Consider the following 20,574-nt stretch of genomic DNA (forward strand, 5'->3'; position numbering starts at 1 on the left):
CTAGAAACCGCTCCGGGCCTGGTCAACCTTTGACCATCACTTGCGATATATCTTGCGGTTATCAGAAGGTGTCCTTCCAAGACCTCAAGGCAGCAAAAACAGCGACATGCGAGGTGTTTGAATGTCCCTTCCATTCGTCTGCTTTTTGTTTAACTAATGTTTCAGAGGTACGTAAGAAGGGGTTGGTCAGACGCTCCAGGCCAATCGTTGATGGCAAGCTGATGCGATTTTCGGCGCGTAAACGGGTAACGTCCTCGAAGCGTTGCTGAACGTGCGTATTGGTCGGCTCTACCGCCTTGGCGAAGCGCAGGTTGCTGAGGGTATATTCGTGGGCGCAATACACTTCGGTCTGCTCTGGCAGTGCCGCCAGGCGGGCGAGGGCGGGCTGCATCTGTTCGGGTGTACCCTCGAACATGCGCCCGCAACCGGCGGCGAACAGTGTGTCGCCACTGAACAGAACGGGGGTTGGCGGCCCGTCGCTGAAGAAGGCAATGTGCCCCAGGGTGTGGCCGGGCACCGCCAGAACCTGGAAGGTCACGCCCAGCACGTCGACCTTGTCGCCTTCGTCCAGGGCCAGGTCGCGGCCGGGAATACGCTCGTTGGCGGGGCCGCAGACTCGCGCGCCGCTCAGTTGCTTCAGCCGTTCCACACCGCCGACGTGGTCGTTGTGGTGGTGGGTGACGAGGATGTCGCTCAGCACCCACTCCGGGTTGGCGGCCAGCCAGCGTTCCACCGGGGCGGCATCACCCGGATCGACCACCGCACAACGGCGTTTGGCAGTATCCTGTAACAACCAGATGTAGTTGTCGGAGAAAGCGGGGAGAGCATCGATCTGTATCATGGTGCGGATCCGATTCGCCTAGCGTGGCACATGAGGGCATCTTAGCCGCGATGGCGCGGTGGGAGAACCTTCGAGGGAGAGCGCAATGACCGACCAAGCCTTTGCCCAGGCCGACCCGGACTGGGTCGAGCTGATCAGCCTGGCCCGTGAGTGGTTCAATGGGCCACTCGGCCAGCTGATGCTCAAGGAGGAAGAAAAACTGCTGAAAGAAGAGCTTGGGCGCTTCTTCGGCGGTTACCTGGTGCACTACGGGCCTTGCGCCGAGCCGCCACCGAGCGCGCCCCAGGTGCAGCGCAATGTGCGCCTCGGCGCGCCGCTGCCTGGGGTGGAGATCGTCTGCGAGGAGCAGGCCTGGCCGCTGAGCGAGCATGCTGCCGACGTGGTCGTGCTGCAGCATGGCCTGGATTTCTGCCTGTCACCCCATGGCCTGCTGCGCGAGGCCGCCAGTGCCGTGCGCCCGGGCGGGCACCTGCTGATTGTCGGCATCAACCCGTGGAGCAGCTGGGGCATGCGCCATTTCTTCAGCCATGGCGCGCTGCGCAAGGCGCGCTGCATCTCGCCGTCGCGGGTGGGCGACTGGCTCAACCTGCTGGGCTTCGCGCTGGAGAAACGCCGCTTCGGGTGCTATCGTCCGCCGCTTGCTTCACCGGCCTGGCAGCAACGCCTGGAGGGCTGGGAACGGCTGGCCGGCGGTTGGCAGGGCTCCGGTGGCGGGGTGTACCTGCTGGTGGCGCGCAAGATGGTGGTAGGGTTGCGGCCACTGCGCCCAGAGCGCCGCGAGCCGATGGGCAAATTGCTGCCGCTGCCACTGGCCAAGGTCAACCGCACGGCGGCCAACCCCGAAACTGACAAGCACTGAATTCAAGAGTGGTACATGAGCGATAGCGTCGAGATGTTTACTGATGGTGCCTGCAAGGGCAACCCAGGCCCTGGTGGCTGGGGCGTCCTGATGATCTACAAGGGCGTCGAGAAGGAACTGTGGGGCGGCGAACGTGAGACCACCAACAACCGCATGGAGCTGATGGCCGCGATTCAGGGCCTGATGTCGCTGAAGCGCGAATGCGAGGTGGTGCTGACCACCGACTCGCAGTACGTGATGAAAGGCATCAACGAGTGGATGGTGAACTGGAAGAAGCGCGGCTGGAAGACGGCGGCCAAGGAACCGGTGAAGAACGCCGACCTGTGGCAGCAGCTTGATGAGCAGGTCAACCGCCACAAGGTGACCTGGAAGTGGGTGCGCGGCCACATCGGCCACCCCGGCAACGAGCGCGCCGACCAGCTGGCCAACCGTGGGGTCGATGAGGTACGCGCCCAGCGTTGAGCTGGGGTACAATCGCGGCCTTTGTAACTGATGCAAGTTGGAGCGCCCCGCGTGGAGCAGCAGCAAGATAAACGGTTCGTCATTCTCGATACCGAAACCACGGGTATGCCAGTTGGCGAAGGCCACCGGATCATCGAGATCGGCTGTGTCGAGGTCATCGGCCGGCGTCTGACCGGGCGGCACTTCCACGTCTACCTGCAGCCAGACCGCGAGAGTGACGAGGGCGCGATCAACGTCCACGGTATCACCGATGCCTTCCTGGTCGGCAAGCCACGCTTTGGCGATGTCGCCGAGGAGTTCTTCGAATTCATCCAGGGCGCCACGCTGGTCATCCACAACGCGGCGTTCGACGTTGGCTTCATCAACAACGAATTTGCCTTGATTGGCCAGCAGGACCGCGCCGACGTTTCGCAGCACTGCACCATCCTCGATACCCTGCTGCTGGCACGTTCGCGCCATCCGGGGCAGCGCAACAGCCTGGATGCGCTGTGCAAACGCTACGACATCGACAACTCCGGCCGTGAACTGCACGGTGCGCTGCTCGACTCGGAACTGCTGGCAGACGTTTACCTGGCCATGACCGGTGGCCAGACCAGCCTGTCGTTGGCTGGGCATGGCGCAGACGCCGAGGGTGAAGGGAGTGAGGCTGGCGGCAGCGAGATCCGCCGTATTACCGGGCGTACGCCGGGGCGGGTGATCATGGCCAGTGCCGAGGAACTGGAGGCACATGCCGAGCGCCTGGCGGCCATCGCCAAGTCGGCGGGTGGGCCTTCGATGTGGCAGGCCTTGACCGAGACGCCAGCGGGCTGATCGTTCGGCTGCCCCGGTCTGTTCGCGGGCACTGACAACACAGGTTCTACTACCCTGAGAAGGACGCCATGTCCTTCGGAGGTAGCCACCTGATGTACAAGGACCTCAAGTTCCCGATCCTCATCGTCCACCGGGCTATCAAGGCTGACAGTGTCGCCGGGGAGCGCGTGCGGGGCATCGCCGAGGAACTGCGCCAGGACGGTTTCGCCATTCTGGCCGCCGCCGACCACGCCGAAGCGCGCCTGGTTGCCGCCACTCACCACGGCCTGGCCTGCATGCTGATTGCCGCCGAAGGAGTTGGCGAAAACACCCACCTGCTGCAGAACATGGCCGAGCTGATCCGCCTGGCGCGCATGCGCGCGCCCGACTTGCCGATCTTCGCCTTGGGCGAGCAGGTGACCCTGGAAAACGCCCCTGCCGAAGCCATGAGCGAGCTCAACCAACTGCGTGGCATCCTTTACCTGTTCGAAGACACCGTGCCGTTTCTCGCCCGCCAGGTGGCGCGTGCCGCACACACCTACCTTGACGGTCTGCTGCCACCGTTCTTCAAGGCCCTGGTGCAGCATACCGCGCAGTCCAACTATTCCTGGCATACCCCGGGCCATGGCGGTGGCGTGGCCTATCATAAAAGCCCGGTAGGCCAGGCCTTCCACCAGTTCTTCGGGGAAAACACCCTGCGCTCGGACCTGTCTGTTTCAGTGCCGGAGCTGGGCTCGCTGCTCGACCACACAGGCCCCTTGGCCGAAGCCGAGGCCAGGGCGGCGCGCAACTTCGGTGCCGACCACACCTTCTTCGTCATCAATGGCACCTCCACAGCCAACAAGATTGTCTGGCACGCCATGGTCGGTCGCGACGACCTGGTGTTGGTGGACCGCAACTGCCATAAGTCAGTGGTGCACGCGATCATCATGACCGGCGCCATTCCGCTGTACCTGTGCCCAGAGCGCAACGAGCTGGGCATCATCGGCCCGATCCCGCTCAGCGAGTTCAGCCCCGAGGCAATCGAGGCGAAGATCCAGGCCAACCCCCTTGCCCATGGCCGTGGGCAACGTATCAAGCTGGCGGTAGTGACCAACTCCACCTATGACGGGCTGTGCTACCACGCCGGGATGATCAAGCAGGCCCTGGGTGCCAGCGTGGAAGTACTGCACTTCGACGAGGCCTGGTTCGCTTATGCGGCGTTTCACGGCTTCTTCACCGGGCGCTATGCCATGGGCACTGCCTGCGCAGCCGACAGCCCGTTGGTGTTCAGCACCCATTCCACCCACAAGCTGCTGGCGGCGTTCAGCCAGGCCTCGATGATCCATGTGCAGGACGGGGCCAGGCGGCAGCTGGACCGGGACCGCTTCAACGAAGCGTTCATGATGCATATCTCGACTTCGCCGCAGTACAGCATCCTTGCCTCGCTGGACGTGGCCTCGACCATGATGGAAGGGCAGGCCGGGCATTCGCTGTTGCAAGAAATGTTCGATGAGGCGCTGAGTTTTCGTCGTGCCCTGGCCAACCTGCGCGAGCACATTGCTGCGGATGACTGGTGGTTCAGTATTTGGCAGCCGCCCAGCACTGAAGGCATCCAGCCCTTGGCCGCGCAGGACTGGCTGCTGCAGCCGGGGGCGCAGTGGCATGGCTTTGGTGAGGTGGCGGACGGCTACGTGTTGCTCGACCCTCTGAAGGTGACCCTGGTAATGCCGGGGCTGAGTGCGGGCGGTGTGCTGGGTGAGCGTGGCATCCCGGCGGCGGTGGTCAGCAAGTTTCTCTGGGAGCGCGGGCTGGTGGTGGAAAAAACCGGCTTGTACAGCTTCCTGGTGCTGTTTTCCATGGGCATCACCAAGGGCAAGTGGAGCACCTTGCTCACCGAACTGCTGGAGTTCAAGCGCCACTATGACGGCAATACACCGCTGAGCAGTTGCCTGCCGAGTGTGGGGGTTGCCGATGCCTCACGCTACCGGGGCATGGGCCTGCGCGACCTGTGTGAACAGTTGCATGACTGCTACCGTGCCAATGCCACGGCCAAGCAGCTGAAGCGGGTGTTCACGCGTTTGCCGGAGGTGGCCGTGAGCCCCGCTCGGGCTTATGACCAGATGGTACGTGGCGAGGTGGAAGCGGTGCCGATCGAAGCTTTGCTGGGCCGTGTGGCCGCGGTGATGCTGGTGCCGTACCCGCCCGGTATTCCGTTGATCATGCCGGGAGAGCGGTTCACCGAGGCGACCCGCTCGATACTTGACTACTTGGCCTTCGCCCGAGCCTTCAACCAAGGCTTTCCGGGGTTTGTCGCGGATGTTCACGGCCTGCAGAACGAAAATGGCCGCTACACCGTGGATTGCATCATGGAATGCGAGTGATCTCGACGCCGGAGCGCGCCAGTTCGAAACGGTTTTCGCCCAAGTGGTTGACCTTGTCGCCGATGGCAAGGCGGTAGGTGGTGATGGGGGCGCCCAGCGTGCTGCCGTCGAGTTGCAGGGTGGACTCCTGGAACTCGTGCACGGGGTAGATGCGGCCTTCGGCGTCACGGGCGTGGAATTGGCCGACCATTACTGCTGCCATTTGGGTGGAAACCTCTGAATTACGTAGGAAATGTCTAAAGGCATAGACCGTGAAACAGCCTCGGAAGTTTTCGCCCTGCGGAAAAAAAACCAAAGTGCCGAGGAACGGTCATCTATAACTACAACGTCTCTTTACCCCGCAAAGGTTGGAATTGCCATGAGCCAGGTGTATTCGGTAGCAGTCGTCGTTGGTAGCTTGCGCAAGGAGTCCTACAACCGCAAGGTCGCCCGCGCACTTTCAGAGCTGGCGCCGTCCAGCCTTGCCCTGAAAATCGTCGAGATTGGTGATTTGCCGTTGTACAACGAAGATGTCGAGGCCGATGCGCCGCCAGAGGCCTGGAAGCGTTTTCGCGAGGAGATCCGCCGCAGCGATGCGGTGCTGTTCGTCACGCCGGAATACAACCGCTCGGTGCCGGGCTGCCTGAAAAACGCCATCGATGTGGGCTCGCGCCCCTATGGGCAAAGCGCCTGGAGTGGCAAGCCGACAGCGGTGGTGAGTGTGTCGCCGGGGGCTATTGGTGGCTTTGGCGCCAACCATGCCGTGCGTCAGTCGCTGGTGTTTCTCGATATGCCTTGTATGCAGATGCCAGAGGCTTATATCGGCGGTGCGGCGAGCCTGTTCGAGGATTCGGGCAAGCTCAACGACAAGACCCGGCCATTCTTGCAGGCGTTTGTCGACAAGTTCGCTTCGTGGGTGAAGTTGAACAGGGCGGTCTGATCCGCAGTCGTTAGGTAGGTGCTTTGCAGGAGCAGCCTTGTGCTGCGAAGAGGCTGCTCCTACATAAAGCGTGCGCGGTGAGTTCTAGCGGAAGCTATAGGAAACCCCGGCGTATACGCCAAACCCTTCGCCCGGCGTCGAGCGGGCGTTGTCCTTGCCGGCGTCGTTGTAGGCCGGCGTCACCGTGGCCGCATAGCGCTTGTTGGTCAGGTTGCGCAAATCCAGCCAGGTCTGCCAGTCCTGCTTAGGTGAGTCCCAGCCCAGCCGCGCGCCGAGCAAGGCATATTCGTCGGCGTGGTAGCTATTGGCATAGTCCACTTGCACCTTCGACGCCATCTGCGTGTTGAGCCCGGCGTAGAAGCCGCTCGGCCAGTCATAGCGCAGCTCGGCCTGGTAGTAGTGCATAGGGATGCCAGGCAGGCGGTTATCACCGAACGTGTCGTCATCACGGTAGTGGAAATCGCTGAACGTGTAGGCCTGGCGCAGGCTCAGTTTGCCGGTACCGGCGCGTTCCCACAGGGTGCTGTCAAGGCCGGCTTCGACGCCCTGGTGCACGGTGGCACTGGCGTTGAATTCCGAGGTGAAGTTCGGCACTACCTCAACGGCCAGCAATTCGTGGCGCACCTGCGAGTAGTACCAGGCCAGGTCCCAGCGGCCAACCTTCGAATCGCCACGGGCACCCAGCTCCAGGGTGGTGGCGGTCTGGTTCTGCATTTCGATCGGCTGGATCTGCTTGCCGCCTGTGCTGGGGGCGCTCCAGATCAGTGACCACGGGTGCGGCGGTTCTACCGAGCGGCTCAGGTTACCGTACACCTGCAGGTCCGGGCGAATGTCGTAGCGCAGCCCCAGGCGTGGTGCATAGTCCCAGTCATGCATGCTCACCTTGCCGCCTTCGGCGGGGTAGGTCACGTCACTTTCCCGGCGGGTGTAAATCATTGCCAGGCCGGTGGTAAGCCACAGGTTAGGGGCCAGCTCCAGGTCGTTGCCGAGATGCAGTACGGTGTCCGAGCCCTGGTAGGTGAAGTCGCGGGTGCGCTCGCCGAACACATCGCCAATGCGGGTAAATTGTGAGGCGCCGCTGTTGGGCAGGTGCTTGGTGGTGCGCCAGCCAATGGTGGTCTTGCTTTCGTGGCCAAGCAGCGTGTCGCGACGGGAATAGTTCAGCGTGCCGCTGACATCGGTGTAGGCGACCTTCAGGCGCATCGGGCCTTCACGCAGGTCCATCGGGTAATCGTGATAAACCAGGCCGGCTTCCAGGCGCGCATCGTCGTCGAGGTAGAAGGTGGTCTTGTTGCCCACCCAGGTGCTGCCTGGCTGCGGGCGGCTGTCGTCGCGGGCCAGATAGGCCGGGTTGGCCGCGCGCGGGTGGTGCTTGATCTGGTCTTTGGTCAGGCGCCCGGCCAGTTCGTTTTCGGTTTCCCGGTAACGCAGGTAGAAGCGGGTTTCCAGGTTCGGGTTGAAGCGGTAACCGACATTGGCGGCAACACCCTTGGCGCTGCCGCTGCTGTGCGTCTGGTAGCCGTCGTATTCCGAATCGGTGAGGGCCACGTAGTAGTCGAGGTTGCCCAGCACTTGGCCCGAGCTGATGTGCCGGTGCTGGTAACCACGGCTGCCAACCTCATAGCGTACTTGCAGCGGTGCGGCGTCGTAGCCAGTGTGCGTGACATAGTTGATCGCGCCACCCAAGGCCAGGGAGCCTTGGTCGAAGCCATTGGCGCCGCGCAACACCTCGGCTCGGCTGAGCCATAGCGGCTCGAACAGCTCGTAAGGGGTGCCGCCCGGGCCGGTCAGCGGCAGGCCGTCGAACATTGTGTACACCCCAGAGCCGTGCGCACCCGGCGCACGGTTGATGCCCGAGCCGCGGATCGACAGCTTGATGCCGTCGTTGCCTGCCGATTGGGCGAACACGCCAGGCTGGTAGGCCAGCACGTCCTGGTTGCTGGCCACTCGGCCTTGCCCCACGCGCTGCATGTCCACCAGGTTGCTGGCCCCCGGTATTTCACGCAGGCGCTCGCTGGCTGCCGTCAGCTCGTTCTGCTCCTCGTCGGTGATCAGGACCTGGCCCAATTCGACCGAAGACGCCCCCAGGGCGGGCTGGCTGGCGGCCAAGGCAGCCAGCAGACCGAGGCAGGGCGAGAGGGGTAAATCGGCACGCATTGTACGACTCCAGGCGAAAGGCGAATGGACAACGGCGTTGAGACGAGCGAAATGCGGCTTGGAGCACGAGGAAGTAAGCAAATCTTTTGTAACCATCGTCAGACGGTTTTGTACGAAAGTTCTTTACAAGCCACGCAAGTGGAAGCGGATGGCCTGCGCTTCGTAAGGTGACTGCAGATCGGCAGCGATGCCTTGTTCAATCACCTGTGGAGTTCATACATGACTGACAACGCTCGATACTCGCAGCAACCCCCGGCGGACGCCCCGGTGCGTCTGACGCCTCGTGAACGGCAGGTCCTGTTGTGGTGTGCCTACGGCAAGAGTTCGTGGGAGATCGGCCGGATTCTTGACTGCAAGGAGTCGACGGTGAACTTCCACGTGTCCAACATCCTGCGCAAATTCGATGTGCCTACCCGCGTGGTAGCGGTGATCAAAGCCATTCGCTACGGCTTGCTGGCCGAGCAATGAGGGGGACGCATGACCAACGATCTGCGGTTACCGCGCTTTGCCGATTGCCATGACCCTTTCTGGCCACGGGTAGACCTGGACAGGTTGCGTGAGCGCCTGCAATTGCAGCGGCCTGTCAGTGAAGCTGTGCTGGAACTTGCCGCGCGCTGCGCCGCCATCGACGCAGCACGTGAATTCGCCCGTTGGCGGGCAGTATTACGAGACCGGGGTTACAAGCGCCTCGAGGATGTGGCCGGGCACGAGCATGGGCGCGCGTTACGGGTGTGCTACATCCGTTTTGTCGAGGCTGCTGTCATGCATAGCCTAGGTTCTACAGCCTACCTGCCAGTGTCGCGCCGAGGGCTTGCCCATGCCTGAGCAATCTGTTTTCGACCAATTGCCCGCGGCAATGGTGGCGTTGCTGGGTGTGGATGGCTATGTACTGTTCGCCGCGCTACTGGGGGCTTTGCTGGTGAGTGCCGCGCGCGACCGCTTGATCACCAACATGACCAAGCGCCTGAAACTGGGCAAGAAACTGTTGCTGGTCTTCGTGACCGTGGGTGTGGGCCACTTGTTCGAACCGCTGGTTTCGTCATTGGTGCCTTTGCTGACCCGGGGGATGGCTGGATTCGTCGCGGCAGTGGTGGTGATTCCCATCAGCCTCAAAGTCATGGTCCTGGTGGATACGCTGGACCCGCGAGAACTGCTGCAGCGTTGGCGTCGTCGGAGTTAACCATTGGCCACTGCACCAAGCGCATTCAGTTGCTGTTCCAGTTGCTGGATACGCTGCTTGTCCTTGACGAACAACAAGATGGCTTGACGATCGCAGGGCGATAACGTGCGCAGCCGTTCAAGCATGTCGCACTCCCAGCCTGCGTCATCCGGGCCGGCGGTGTTGTGCTCGGCCTGGCCTAGCAATAGCCAGTCCAGTGAACACGCATGCTGCCGGGCAATTTCTATGCAAAGTGAGTATGGGACGCTGTCGCGAACCTTCCAACTGCTCAGTGTCTGTGGGCTGATGGACAGCGCGCGTGACAGCTCGGCATCTGTCTGGGCGCCAGTGAGAAGCTTAAGGCGCGTGAGCACCGCAGCAAGTACGTGAGTACTCATAACAAATATCCATGACTGGTTTATTAATATTCCATGGGCTTAAACTACTCGTTATGAATACAGCCCTGCGTTTTAAGGAGCATTCCTGAAATGAGACACATCGAGTTAAAGAATACACTAGCAGTTGCAGTCAATTCTGACAGAAAGGTTGGCCTGAGCAATGCTAGTAGGTACTTGCCGTGAGTACTTACAAATTGGTTTGCCCGCACTGCCACAGCCGGATGCGCATACGTACAAGTGAAGGGCGCCATATTTTCCTGCGAATTGCTTATTTGCAATGCACCACCGAAGCGTGTGGCTGGTCAGTGCGCGCCGAATTCGAAATGACCCATGAACTCTCCCCTAGCGGTATGCCCAACCCGGAAGTGTACCTGCCTTCGGCCAATGGTGATTTGCGCAAAGCCGCCCTGCCGGGCGCGGGCCAGGGCAGCCCGATTGATTAGGCACTCTTGGGTGCAGGCAGTAGAACGTGCAGATAAAAAAACACCCCGCCTAGGCGGGGTGTTTTGTTTTACCGAGGCTGCCGGGGCGATCAGCCGATCAGTTGCAGGCCCGCTTGCTGAACCAGTTCCAGCAGTGGCTGCGGGTATACGCCCAGCACGAAAGCAAGAATGGCGATGGCCAGCAGCATGACGCCGCCGGTGCGCTGTTCCCACTTCAGCGGGGCGTCGTGGCGACGCAGGTTCGGCTCGACCAGGTACAGGGTCACCATGACACGCAGGTAGTAGTAAACGCCGATGGCGCTACCGATCACCAGCGCACCGACCAGCCACCACAGGTGCGACTCGACGCCGGTGGCGATGATGTAGAACTTGCCGATGAAACCAGCGGTCAGCGGGATGCCCGCCAGCGACAGCATCATCACGGTCAGTACCGCGGTCAGGTACGGACGGCGCCAGAACAGGCCGCGGTACTCGTACAGTGCGTCGGCGTCACGGCCGCCGTAGGGCGAGGACATCAGGGTGATGACACCGAAGGCGCCCAGGCTGGTGATCACGTAGGTGACCAGGTACACGCCCATGGCTTCCAGGGCCAGGCCCTTGCTGGCGACCAGCGCGATGACCAGGTAACCGAAGTGGGCGATGGACGAGTAACCCAGCAGACGCTTGAGGTTGCTCTGGGTCAGCGCCAGCAGGTTACCAATCAGGATCGAGGCCACGGCGATCACCGCCAGCACGGTGCTCAACACGCCGCTGCTGGCAGCAGGGGAGAGCATGAACAGGCGCACGACCACGGCGAATACTGCCACCTTGCTGGCGGTTGCCAGGAACGCGGCGACAGGTGCCGGGGCGCCTTCGTATACGTCCGGGGTCCACAGGTGGAACGGTACCAGCGACAGCTTGAAGGCCAGGCCGACCAGCATCATGCCCAGGCCCAGTTGGGCCACCAGGCTTGGCATGCTGGTGGTAGCCAGGGCCTTGCCGATCTGGTCGAAGCTGAGGCTGCCGGCGTCGGCGTACAGCAGGGCCATGCCGAACAGCAGGAACGCCGAGCCTGCGGCCGACAGCACCATGTACTTGATGCCGGCTTCCAGCGAGCGTTTGTTGAAGAACGCATAGGCCACCAGGCCATAGACCGGTACCGACAGCAGCTCCAGGCCAATGAACAGGCCGGCCAGGTGGTTGGCGCTGACCAGCACCAGGCCACCGAGGGCCGACATCAGCAGCAGCAGGTACAGTTCTTCACGGTTGCCCGGGAAACCTTTGGAGCCTTCGCCGAGGTAGGCGTGAGCGAGGGTGACGCAGGCCAGCGTGGCGACCAGGATGATCGCCATGTACAAGCAGGCGAACTTGTCGATGGTGATCAGCGGGGTGACCGCCAGCGGCGCAACCTTCAGCGCCGGCAGGATCGACAGCAGGGCCAGGTTCAGGCCCACGGTGGACAGCAGGAAGGTCTGCGAGTGGTTGCGCTTCCAGGCGATCGCCAGCATCACCACCACCGTGGTGATGGTGGTGATCAGCATCGGCGCCAATGCGATGAAGTGTTGAGTGGTGAATTCCATAGCGCTCTTACCGGGCCGAAGCGAGTTGAGTGAAAGCGGAACCGAGCCACTGCTGCACACCACTCATGGTGGCGGCAGAGGTGTCGAGGAACGGCTGCGGATACACGCCCAGCAGGATCAGCAATACCGCCAGACCCAGGACCATGATCAGTTCGCGACCGTCCATGCCGGCCAGCACGGTATCGCTCTTGGCCGGGCCGAAGTAGGCGCGGTGGATCATGATCAGCGAGTACACCGAACCGAACACCAAACCTGTGGTGGCAATCACGGTGATCCACGGTACATGCACGAAGCTGCCGATCAGGATCAGGAACTCGCCGACGAAGTTACCGGTGCCAGGCAGGCCCAGCGATGCGGCGGCGAAGAACAGGCTGATGGCCGGCAGGTAAGCGATGCGGTGCCACAGGCCGCCCATTTGACGCATGTCACGGGTGTGCAGGCGCTCGTACAGCTGGCCGGACAGGATGAACAGCGCGGCAGCCGACAGGCCGTGGGCCAGCATCTGGATCACCGCGCCTTGCAGGGCCTGCTGGCTGCCGGAGTAGATGCCGATCAGCACGAAGCCCATGTGCGAGACACTGGAGAACGCGATCAGGCGCTTGATGTCGGTTTGTGCGAAGGCCAGGAAAGCACCGTAGAAGATACCGATCAGGCCCAGGGTCATGGCGATGGGCGCAAACTCGGCCGAGGCATTCGGGAACAGCGGCAGGGCGAAGCGCAGCAGGCCGTAGGCCGCTGTCTTCAGCAAGATACCCGCCAGGTCCACGGAACCTGCGGTCGGTGCCTGGGCGTGAGCATCAGGCAGCCAGGAGTGGAACGGCACGACCGGCAGCTTCACCGCGAAGGCAATGAAGAAGCCCAGCATCAGCACGTACTCGACGCCGGCTGGCAGCTCGGCCTTCAGCAGGTCGCTGTAGTTGAACGTGAGCACGCCGGTGGTGTTGTAGTTGACCAGCACCAGGCCCAGGATCGCCACCAGCATGATCAGGCCGCTGGCCTGGGTGAAGATGAAGAACTTGGTCGCCGCGTAGATCCGGGTTTTCTTGCCGTCTGCCGAGCTGTGACCCCAGAGCGCGATGAGGAAGTACATCGGCACCAGCATCATTTCCCAGAAGAAGAAGAACAGGAACAGGTCCAGGGCCAGGAACACACCGACCACGCCGCCGAGGATCCACATCAGGTTGAGGTGGAAGAAGCCGACGTGGCGCTGGATCTCTTTCCAGGAACACAGTACCGACAGCACACCGAGCAGGCCGGTGAGCAGGATCATCAGCAGCGACAGGCCGTCGAGGGCCAAGTGGATGCTGATACCGAAGCGCTTGATCCACTCGACTTTGTATTCGAGTGCCCAGGCAGGTTCGGCGCCCGGAGCAGGGGCCAGGGTGTAGTCGCCGGTGCCCCACAGCCACAGGCCGATGCCAAGCAGCAGGGACATGGTCAGCAGCGCGATCCAGCGCGGCAGGGTGGCGCCGAAGCGCTCACCCAGCCAGCACAGGAAGCCGCCGATGAAGGGGATCAGGATCAGCCAAGGCAAAATCATGACGGGTTGGTTTCCTTTGGCAAAGTCGCAAGATTCAGAGTCATACCGCAGCCACTACCACAGCACCGAGCACCAGCACGGCACCCACGGCGATAGAGGCGGTGTACCAGCGCAGTTGGCCAGTCTCGGTCTTGCTCATGGCGACGTGGCCGCCACGCGCCATCCGAGGAATCAGGCCGATGGTGCGGTCAACCGGGTCCTTGCGCAGGATGTGGCTGATCAGCAGGTACGGTTTGACGAAAAGCTTGTCGTAGATCCAGTCGAAGCCCCAGGCGGCGAACCACCAGGCCGACAGGACGCGGCCGATGCCACTGTTGGCCACTGCGCTGACGAAGCGGCGCTTGCCCAGGAACAGCAGGGCCGACAACAGGATACCGGCAATGGCGATGGCACCCGAGGTGATCTCCAGCGCGTGCTTGGCTTCGCCACCGGCGTGGCCGGCGCTTTCAGGCAGCACGCCTGCCAGCGGCGGGTGAATCCAGGCGCCAACGGCGGTCGACAGCACGATCAGCACGCCCAGTGGCAGCCAGTGGCTGATGCCGTGGCCAGCATGGGCTTCGGTCTTGGCTTCGCCGTGGAAGGCGATGAAGATCAGGCGGAAGGTGTACAGCGAGGTCATGAACGCGCCCACCAGGCCAGCGTACAGCAAGCCGGTGTTGCCGCTGGCGAAGGCTTCCCAGAGGATCTCGTCCTTGGAGTAGAAGCCCACGGTCACGATCGGCAGGGCAGCCAGGGCTGCGCCACCGACCACGAAGCTGGCGTAGGCCAGTGGCAGTTTCTTCCACAGGCCACCCATCTTGAAGATGTTCTGCTCGTGGTGGCAGGCAACGATCACCGCACCGGAGGCAAGGAACAGCAGGGCCTTGAAGAAGGCGTGGGTCATCAGGTGGAAGATCGCCGCGTCCCAGGCACCTACGCCCAGGGCCAGGAACATGTAGCCGATCTGGCTCATGGTCGAGTAGGCGAGGATACGCTTGATGTCGGTTTGCACCAACGCGGCGAAGCCGGCCAGCACCAGGGTCACACCACCGACCACACCTACCAGGTGCAGGATGTCCGGTGCCAGCAGGAACAGGCCGTTGGTACGGGCGATCAGGTACACGCCCGCGGTCACCATGGTAGCGGCGTGGATCAGTGCCGAAACCGGGGTCGGGCCCGCCATCGCGTCGGCCAGCCAGGTCTGCAGTGGCAGCTGGGCCGATTTACCCACCGCACCACCCAGCAGCATCAGCGTTGCCAGCACCATCCAGGTGTCGCCAGCCTGGAACTTCTGTGGTGCCAGCACCAGCAGTTCCTGCACGTTCAGGGTACCCAGCTGGGCGAACAGGATGAACAGGCCGATGGCCATGAACACGTCGCCGATGCGGGTGACGATGAATGCCTTGAGTGCCGCGTTACCGTTGTTGCGGTTGCTGTAGTAGAAACCGATCAACAGGTACGAGCACAGGCCCACGCCTTCCCAGCCGAAGTAGATGAACAGCAGGTTGTCGCCAAGGATCAGGAACAGCATGCTGGCGATAAACAGGTTGGTGTACGAGAAGAAGCGCGAGTAGCCCGCTTCGCCGCGCATGTACCAGGACGCGAACAGGTGGATCAGGAAGCCGACACCGGTCACCACGCCGAGCATGGTGACCGACAGGCCGTCCAGGTACAGGGTGAAGTTCGGCGCGAAGCCGTCCACCGACATCCATTGCCACAGCAACTGGCTGTAGGCGCCGCCTTCAGGCGGGGCAACGTTGAATTGCCAGATGACGTAGGCGGCGGTCGCGGCCGACAGGCCTACCGAGCCGACGCCGATCAGGGCGGACAGGTTCTCCGAGAACCGCCCGCGCGAGAACGACAGCAGCAGGAAGCCGACGAGGGGGAAGACGAAAGTCAGGAAGAGAAGGTTCATCCGCGCATCTCACTGGCAGCATCGATGTCGAGAGTGTGGAAGCGGCGATACAGCTGCAGCAGGATGGCCAGGCCAATACTGGCCTCGGCGGCTGCCAGGCTGATCACCAGAATGAACATCACCTGGCCGTCGGGCTGGACCCAACGGGCACCGGCGACGACGAACGCCAGGGCAGAGGCGTTCATCATGACTTCCAGGCTCATGAGCACGAAGAGGATGTTGCGGCGGACCATCAGGCCAACCAGACCTAAGCAGAACAGGATACCGGCGACCGCCAGACCATGCTCGAGAGGGATAGCACCCATGATTTACTCCTTCGCCTCGTTGCGGCCCAGGTGGAAGGCGGTGACGGCTGCAGCCAGCAGCAGCATCGAAGCCAGTTCGACCACCAGCAGGTACGGGCCGAACAGGCTGATGCCCACTTCTTTCGGGCCCACGGTGGTGCCACTGATGCCAGCGCCGCTCGGGGTGACGAACAGCACGTACAGCAGCTCTGCCAGCAGCAGGGTGCCCAGGATTACCGGCCCTGCCCAGATACCGGGCTTGAGCCAGCCGCGTTCCTGGGCGACCGAAGCCGGCCCGAGGTTGAGCATCATCACGACGAACACGAACAGCACCATGATGGCGCCGGCGTAGGCGATCACTTCCAGGGCGCCGGCGAACGGCGCACCCAGGGAGAAGAAGATCATGGCCACGGAAATCAGCGAAATGATCAGGTAAAGCAAGGCGTGCACGGGGTTGGTGCCGGTAACCACCCGAAGGGTGGAGACCACGGCGATCCCGGATGCGAAGTAGAAAGCGAATTCCATCTTTCTGTCCTTATGGGAGCAAGCTCTTCACGTTGATCGGCTCGGCTTCGTTCTGTGCAGAGCCCTTCGGCTTGCCAGCGATCGCCATACCCGCAACACGGTAGAAGTTGTAGTCAGGGTTCTTGCCGGGGCCGGAGATCAGCAGATCTTCTTTCTCGTACACCAGGTCCTGACGCTTGAACTCGGCCATTTCGAAATCCGGGGTCAGCTGGATCGCGGTGGTCGGGCACGCTTCTTCACACAGGCCGCAGAAAATGCAACGCGAGAAGTTGATGCGGAAGAACTCCGGGTACCAGCGGCCGTCCTCGGTCTCGGCCTTCTGCAGCGAAATGCAGCCAACCGGGCAGGCCACCGCGCAGAGGTTGCACGCTACGCAGCGCTCCTCGCCATCGGGGTCGCGGGTAAGGACGATGCGGCCGCGGTAGCGCGGCGGCAGGTACACGGGCTCTTCGGGGTACTGCAGGGTGTCGCGCTTGCGAAACCCGTGGGAGAACACCATGGCCAGGCTGCGCAGCTGTGTGCCGGTGCCCTTAACGATGTCGCCGATATACTTGAACATGGGTCAAATCCTCACTGGGCCGCGACGGCTGGCGTGTTGTAGAGCACGATCGCAGCGGTCACCAGCAAATTGATCAGGGTCAGCGGCAGGCAGAACTTCCAGCTGAAGTCCATCACCTGGTCATAGCGCGGGCGCGGGATCGAGGCGCGCAGCAGGATGAACAGCATGATGAAGAACGCGGTCTTCAAGGCGAACCACAGGAACGGCACTTGCGGCAGAATGCCGAACGGGCCGTGCCAGCCGCCGAAGAACAGGGTTACCAGCAGCGCCGAGATGAGGATGATGCCGATGTACTCACCGACGAAGAACATGCCCCATTTCATGCCGGCATACTCGATGTGGTAGCCGTCGGCCAGTTCCTGTTCTGCTTCTGGCTGGTCGAACGGGTGACGGTGAGTCACGGCGACGCCAGCGATGAAGAAGGTGCAGAAGCCGAAGAACTGCGGAATGATGAACCACAGGTTCTGCGCCTGGTACTCGACGATGTCGCGCATGTTGAAGGAGCCTACCTGTACCACCACGCCCATCAGCGCCAGGCCCAGGAACACTTCGTACGACACGGTCTGTGCCGAAGCACGCAAGCTGCCCAGCAGGGCGTACTTGTTGTTCGACGACCAGCCAGCGAACAGCACCGCGTAGACCGACAGGCCGGCCATGGCGAAGAAGAACAGCAGGCCGATGTTCAGGTCGGCAACGCCCCAGCCCGGTGTGATCGGGATGATCGAGAAGCCGATCAGCAGGGCGCTCATGGCCACGACCGGCGCCAGGGTGAAGATCATCTTGTCGACGAAGGGCGGGTTCCAGTCTTCCTTGAAGAACATCTTCAGCATGTCGGCGGCGATCTGGAACATGCCGAACGGGCCGACACGGTTCGGACCGTAACGGTCCTGCCACCAGCCCAGCAGACGGCGCTCGACGAAGCTGAGCAGGGCGCCGCAGACCACCACGGCCAGCAGCACCACGATAGCCTTGACGACCTGGATGATCACATCGATCACTTCGGGGGTGAACCAGCTCATTGTGCTGCCTCCTGCAGGCCTTCGACGGATGCACCGAAGATGGCAGGCGGGATGCCGGCCAGGCCTTTCGGCAACGCGACCAGGCCAGCGCCCAGCTCTTCATTGATACGCAGCGGCAGGCGCAGGGCCACACCGGCCACGTTCAGGCTCAGCATCGCGCCGTCGTTGACACCCAGGCGGTCGGCTTCGGACTTGGCCAGGGCCACGTAGGCAGCCGGGATGCGCTGTTGCACCGGGGCGGCGCGCGACGAGCTTTCTTCGCTGCCGAACAGGTGGAAGAACGGCACGGCAGTCCAGGTGCCACGGGCCGGGTTGAAAGCACCCGGAATGGCGTTGAACCAGTTCAGACGGTCGCCTTGCGATTCGATCAGGCGCACACCTGGGTCACCGGCGCGCAGGTGGCCACCGACTTCGTCCTGGAACTTGTTCCAGGCTTGCGGCGAGTTCCAGCCCGGCGACCAGGCGAACGGCACCTGCTGGCGCGGTTCGGCCGAGCCCGAGTAGCCTTCCATGGAGAAGGCGAACGCGGTGTCCTTGTCTTGCGGGGTACGTGGCTCGTGCACGCTGATGTTGGCGCGCATGGCGGTACGACCGGAGTAGCGCAGCGGCTCACGGGCCAGTTTCATGCCCTTGATGCGGAATGCGGCGCTTGGTGCGGCGTTGACGATGCCGGCCAGTTGCGGGGCGGCTTCGGCGCAGGCGCTGGTAACGTGGTCCAGCTGGGTCCAGTCGACCGGCTTGTTCAGCAGGGTGGCACGCAGGGCGTGCATCCAGCGCCAGCCTTCGTGGATCTGGATGCTGCTGTCCAGGTACTGCGGGTCGAACACCTGGAAGAAGCGCTGGGCACGGCCTTCCTGGCTGACCAGGGTGCCGTCGCCTTCGGCGAACGAGGCGGCCGGCAGCACCAGGTGGGCGCGGTCGACAGTCGGGGTTTTCGAGTGGTCGGCAACGATCACCACCTTGGCCGCAGCCAGGGCTGCGTCAACCTTGGCGGCCGGTACGCGGGCGTACAGGTCGTTTTCCAGCACGACGATGGCGTCGGCCTTGCCGCTGATGACCGCATCCAGGGCAGCATCGACGGACTCGCCACCAAGCATGGCCAGGCCGATGCTGTTGGCCTCAGGCACCACCAGGCTCAGCGAGCCGTTTTTCTCGCGCAGCTTCAGGGCCTTGGCGATGTTGGCGGCGGCTTCGATCAGCGCCGGGTCGGCCAGGGAAGTACCGGCAACCACCAGTGGGCGCTTGGCGGCCACCAGGGCGTCGGCGATGCGCTGGGCCAGGGCCTTGGCTTCGTCGTCCAGGCCGGCGACTGCCGGTGCGCTCGGGTCGATGGCGTGGGCCACGGCGAAACCGATGCGGGCGAGGTCGGCCGGGGCTGCGTGTACGCACTCTTCGGCGACGTCGTCGAGCTTGGTTTCAGCCAGGGAGGCGATGAACTGCGGGTACAGTGCGTGCTGGCCGATGTTCTTGACCGCAGCGTCGAGCCAAGGCTGGACCTTCATGGCTTCGGCCATGGCCTCGGCCTTGCCTTTGGTGGCCTGGCGCACGGCCAGGGCAACGCGGGCAGCGGTCTGGGTCAGGTCTTCACCGAGCACGAACACCGCGTCGTGATCTTCGATGTCGCGCAGGGTCGGTACTGGCAGCGGGCTGTTGTTCAGCACGTTCAGGGCCAGGCGTACGCGTGCCAGTTCGCCAGCTTCCATGCCGGAGTAGAAGTACTCGGCGCCGACCAGCTCACGCAGGCCGTAGTTGCTTTCGAGGCTGGCGCGTGGCGAGCCGATACCAACGATGGTGCGGCCGCGCAGCAGGTCGGCGGCTTTGTCCAGGGCGGCGTCCAGGCCCAGCTTGGTGCCATCGGCCAGGTGTGGCTGGCGTGGGCGGTCCTTGCGGTTGACATAGCCGTAGCCGAAGCGGCCACGGTCGCACAGGAAGTATTGGTTGACCGAGCCGTTGAAGCGGTTTTCGATACGGCGCAGCTCGCCGTAGCGTTCACCCGGGCTGATGTTGCAGCCGCTGGAGCAGCCATGGCAGATGCTTGGGGCGAACTGCATGTCCCACTTGCGGTTGTAGCGCTCGGAGTGGGTCTTGTCGGTGAACACGCCGGTTGGGCAGACCTCGGTCAGGTTGCCGGAGAATTCGCTTTCCAGCACGCCGTCTTCGACGCGGCCGAAGTACACGTTGTCGTGGGCGCCGTATACGCCCAGGTCGGTGCCACCGGCGTAGTCCTTGTAGTAGCGCACGCAGCGGTAGCAGGCGATGCAGCGGTTCATCTCATGGGCGATGAACGGGCCGAGGTCCTGGTTCTGGTGGGTACGCTTGGTGAAACGGTAGCGGCGCTCGTTGTGGCCGGTCATTACCGTCATGTCCTGCAGGTGGCAGTGACCGCCTTCCTCGCACACTGGGCAGTCGTGCGGGTGGTTGGTCATCAGCCATTCGACGACGCTGGCGCGAAACGCCTTGGATTCTTCGTCTTCGATGGAGATCCAGGTGCCGTCGGAAGCAGGGGTCATGCAGGACATGACGATACGACCACGGGTGTCGTTCTCGTCGGTGTACTGCTTGACCGCGCACTGCCGGCAGGCGCCAACGCTACCGAGCGCCGGGTGCCAGCAGAAATAAGGGATGTCGAGGCCTAGCGACAGACATGCCTGTAACAGGTTGTCTGCACCGTTGACTTCGAGCGCTTTGCCGTCTACGTGGATAGTGGCCATTGTTCAAAGTTCTTCGTTGGCCCGCGTGAGCGGGCGTGGCTAATGGAAATCGGTGAGCTTGCGACACGCCGCGAATGAATCGGGCCTGCCGGC

General features: G+C 62.7%; 21 protein-coding genes. 9 read left to right on the forward strand and 12 right to left on the reverse strand.

Annotated elements, in window-relative coordinates:
- Positions 1 to 61: 61 nt before the first annotated feature.
- Positions 62 to 841, reverse strand: coding sequence for a hydroxyacylglutathione hydrolase (gene gloB, locus Q9451_RS11735; protein ID WP_012273311.1), 780 nt, complete (start codon positions 839 to 841; stop codon positions 62 to 64).
- Positions 842 to 926: 85 nt separating this feature from the next.
- On the opposite strand from gloB, the gene Q9451_RS11740 reads away from it, so the two are divergent.
- The 4 genes from Q9451_RS11740 to Q9451_RS11755 all read left to right on the forward strand — a co-directional run bounded on the left by Q9451_RS11740 (position 927) and on the right by Q9451_RS11755 (position 5,314).
- The gene (locus Q9451_RS11740; protein ID WP_012273310.1) at positions 927 to 1,700 is read left to right on the forward strand and encodes a methyltransferase domain-containing protein; all 774 of its coding nucleotides are present in this window, start codon (positions 927 to 929) and stop codon (positions 1,698 to 1,700) included.
- A gap of 15 nt (positions 1,701 to 1,715) precedes the next feature.
- On the forward strand, positions 1,716 to 2,162 hold the full coding sequence (gene rnhA / locus Q9451_RS11745) for a ribonuclease HI (RefSeq protein WP_003251460.1): 447 nt from the start codon (positions 1,716 to 1,718) through the stop codon (positions 2,160 to 2,162).
- Between the two features lie 51 nt (positions 2,163 to 2,213).
- Complete coding sequence (gene dnaQ / locus Q9451_RS11750; protein WP_012273309.1) at positions 2,214 to 2,972, forward strand: DNA polymerase III subunit epsilon; 759 nt, start codon at positions 2,214 to 2,216, stop codon at positions 2,970 to 2,972.
- Positions 2,973 to 3,064: 92 nt separating this feature from the next.
- Positions 3,065 to 5,314 carry an Orn/Lys/Arg decarboxylase N-terminal domain-containing protein gene (locus tag Q9451_RS11755; protein WP_041166547.1) on the forward strand — a complete coding sequence of 750 codons (2,250 nt, stop codon included), beginning with the start codon at positions 3,065 to 3,067 and terminating at the stop codon, positions 5,312 to 5,314.
- Here the strand turns inward: Q9451_RS11755 and Q9451_RS11760 are convergent.
- Positions 5,298 to 5,516: a hypothetical protein gene (locus tag Q9451_RS11760; protein ID WP_010954911.1), complete on the reverse strand. Its 219-nt coding sequence runs from the start codon at positions 5,514 to 5,516 to the stop codon at positions 5,298 to 5,300. The genes Q9451_RS11755 and Q9451_RS11760 overlap by 17 nt on opposite strands.
- A 156-nt stretch (positions 5,517 to 5,672) precedes the next feature.
- On the opposite strand from Q9451_RS11760, the gene chrR reads away from it, so the two are divergent.
- On the forward strand, positions 5,673 to 6,233 hold the full coding sequence (gene chrR, locus Q9451_RS11765) for a class I chromate reductase ChrR (protein ID WP_012273307.1): 561 nt from the start codon (positions 5,673 to 5,675) through the stop codon (positions 6,231 to 6,233).
- Positions 6,234 to 6,317: 84 nt separating this feature from the next.
- Here the strand turns inward: chrR and Q9451_RS11770 are convergent, their stop codons facing one another.
- Positions 6,318 to 8,390, reverse strand: a complete 2,073-nt coding sequence (locus Q9451_RS11770) for a TonB-dependent receptor (protein WP_345960929.1) — start codon at positions 8,388 to 8,390, stop codon at positions 6,318 to 6,320.
- Positions 8,391 to 8,609: 219 nt separating this feature from the next.
- Here Q9451_RS11770 and Q9451_RS11775 point away from each other — a divergent pair, with 219 nt between their 5' ends.
- Genes Q9451_RS11775 through Q9451_RS11785 form a run of 3 tightly spaced genes read left to right on the forward strand, consistent with a single transcriptional unit; the run spans position 8,610 to position 9,570 of the window.
- Positions 8,610 to 8,858 carry a LuxR family transcriptional regulator gene (locus Q9451_RS11775; protein ID WP_012273306.1) on the forward strand — a complete coding sequence of 83 codons (249 nt, stop codon included), beginning with the start codon at positions 8,610 to 8,612 and terminating at the stop codon, positions 8,856 to 8,858.
- A gap of 9 nt (positions 8,859 to 8,867) precedes the next feature.
- The gene (locus Q9451_RS11780; RefSeq protein WP_012273305.1) at positions 8,868 to 9,215 is read left to right on the forward strand and encodes a head completion/stabilization protein; all 348 of its coding nucleotides are present in this window, start codon (positions 8,868 to 8,870) and stop codon (positions 9,213 to 9,215) included.
- The gene (locus Q9451_RS11785) at positions 9,208 to 9,570 is read left to right on the forward strand and encodes a hypothetical protein (RefSeq protein ID WP_012273304.1); all 363 of its coding nucleotides are present in this window, start codon (positions 9,208 to 9,210) and stop codon (positions 9,568 to 9,570) included. The genes Q9451_RS11780 and Q9451_RS11785 overlap by 8 nt, the downstream gene beginning before the upstream one ends.
- Here the strand turns inward: Q9451_RS11785 and Q9451_RS11790 are convergent.
- Positions 9,567 to 9,947, reverse strand: coding sequence for a helix-turn-helix domain-containing protein (locus tag Q9451_RS11790; RefSeq protein WP_012273303.1), 381 nt, complete (start codon positions 9,945 to 9,947; stop codon positions 9,567 to 9,569). The two genes, Q9451_RS11785 and Q9451_RS11790, sit on opposite strands and share 4 nt — an antisense overlap.
- Before the next feature lie 179 nt (positions 9,948 to 10,126).
- Between Q9451_RS11790 and Q9451_RS11795 the strand changes: the two genes are divergently transcribed.
- The gene (locus Q9451_RS11795) at positions 10,127 to 10,390 is read left to right on the forward strand and encodes an ogr/Delta-like zinc finger family protein (RefSeq protein ID WP_012273302.1); all 264 of its coding nucleotides are present in this window, start codon (positions 10,127 to 10,129) and stop codon (positions 10,388 to 10,390) included.
- Between the two features lie 89 nt (positions 10,391 to 10,479).
- On the opposite strand, the gene nuoN is transcribed toward Q9451_RS11795, so the two are convergent.
- The 8 genes from nuoN to nuoG are packed head-to-tail and all read right to left on the reverse strand — an operon-like array spanning position 10,480 to position 20,481.
- The gene (nuoN, locus tag Q9451_RS11800) at positions 10,480 to 11,949 is read right to left on the reverse strand and encodes an NADH-quinone oxidoreductase subunit NuoN (protein WP_012273301.1); all 1,470 of its coding nucleotides are present in this window, start codon (positions 11,947 to 11,949) and stop codon (positions 10,480 to 10,482) included.
- A gap of 7 nt (positions 11,950 to 11,956) precedes the next feature.
- Positions 11,957 to 13,489, reverse strand: a complete 1,533-nt coding sequence (gene nuoM / locus Q9451_RS11805) for an NADH-quinone oxidoreductase subunit M (protein ID WP_012273300.1) — start codon at positions 13,487 to 13,489, stop codon at positions 11,957 to 11,959.
- A 40-nt stretch (positions 13,490 to 13,529) separates the two neighbouring features.
- A complete protein-coding gene (gene nuoL / locus Q9451_RS11810) occupies positions 13,530 to 15,383 on the reverse strand; it encodes an NADH-quinone oxidoreductase subunit L (protein ID WP_012273299.1) in 1,854 nt (617 codons plus the stop codon).
- On the reverse strand, positions 15,380 to 15,688 hold the full coding sequence (nuoK, locus tag Q9451_RS11815) for an NADH-quinone oxidoreductase subunit NuoK (protein ID WP_003251446.1): 309 nt from the start codon (positions 15,686 to 15,688) through the stop codon (positions 15,380 to 15,382). Before nuoK ends, nuoL begins: the two co-directional genes overlap by 4 nt.
- Before the next feature lie 3 nt (positions 15,689 to 15,691).
- Positions 15,692 to 16,192 carry an NADH-quinone oxidoreductase subunit J gene (gene nuoJ, locus Q9451_RS11820; RefSeq protein WP_012273298.1) on the reverse strand — a complete coding sequence of 167 codons (501 nt, stop codon included), beginning with the start codon at positions 16,190 to 16,192 and terminating at the stop codon, positions 15,692 to 15,694.
- A gap of 10 nt (positions 16,193 to 16,202) precedes the next feature.
- A complete protein-coding gene (nuoI, locus tag Q9451_RS11825) occupies positions 16,203 to 16,751 on the reverse strand; it encodes an NADH-quinone oxidoreductase subunit NuoI (protein WP_003251442.1) in 549 nt (182 codons plus the stop codon).
- Between the two features lie 11 nt (positions 16,752 to 16,762).
- Positions 16,763 to 17,770: an NADH-quinone oxidoreductase subunit NuoH gene (gene nuoH, locus Q9451_RS11830; protein WP_012273297.1), complete on the reverse strand. Its 1,008-nt coding sequence runs from the start codon at positions 17,768 to 17,770 to the stop codon at positions 16,763 to 16,765.
- A complete protein-coding gene (gene nuoG, locus Q9451_RS11835) occupies positions 17,767 to 20,481 on the reverse strand; it encodes an NADH-quinone oxidoreductase subunit NuoG (protein ID WP_345960931.1) in 2,715 nt (904 codons plus the stop codon). Before nuoG ends, nuoH begins: the two co-directional genes overlap by 4 nt.
- Positions 20,482 to 20,574: the final 93 nt, after the last annotated feature.

The sequence above is a fragment of the Pseudomonas sp. NY8896 genome (assembly GCF_039634505.1).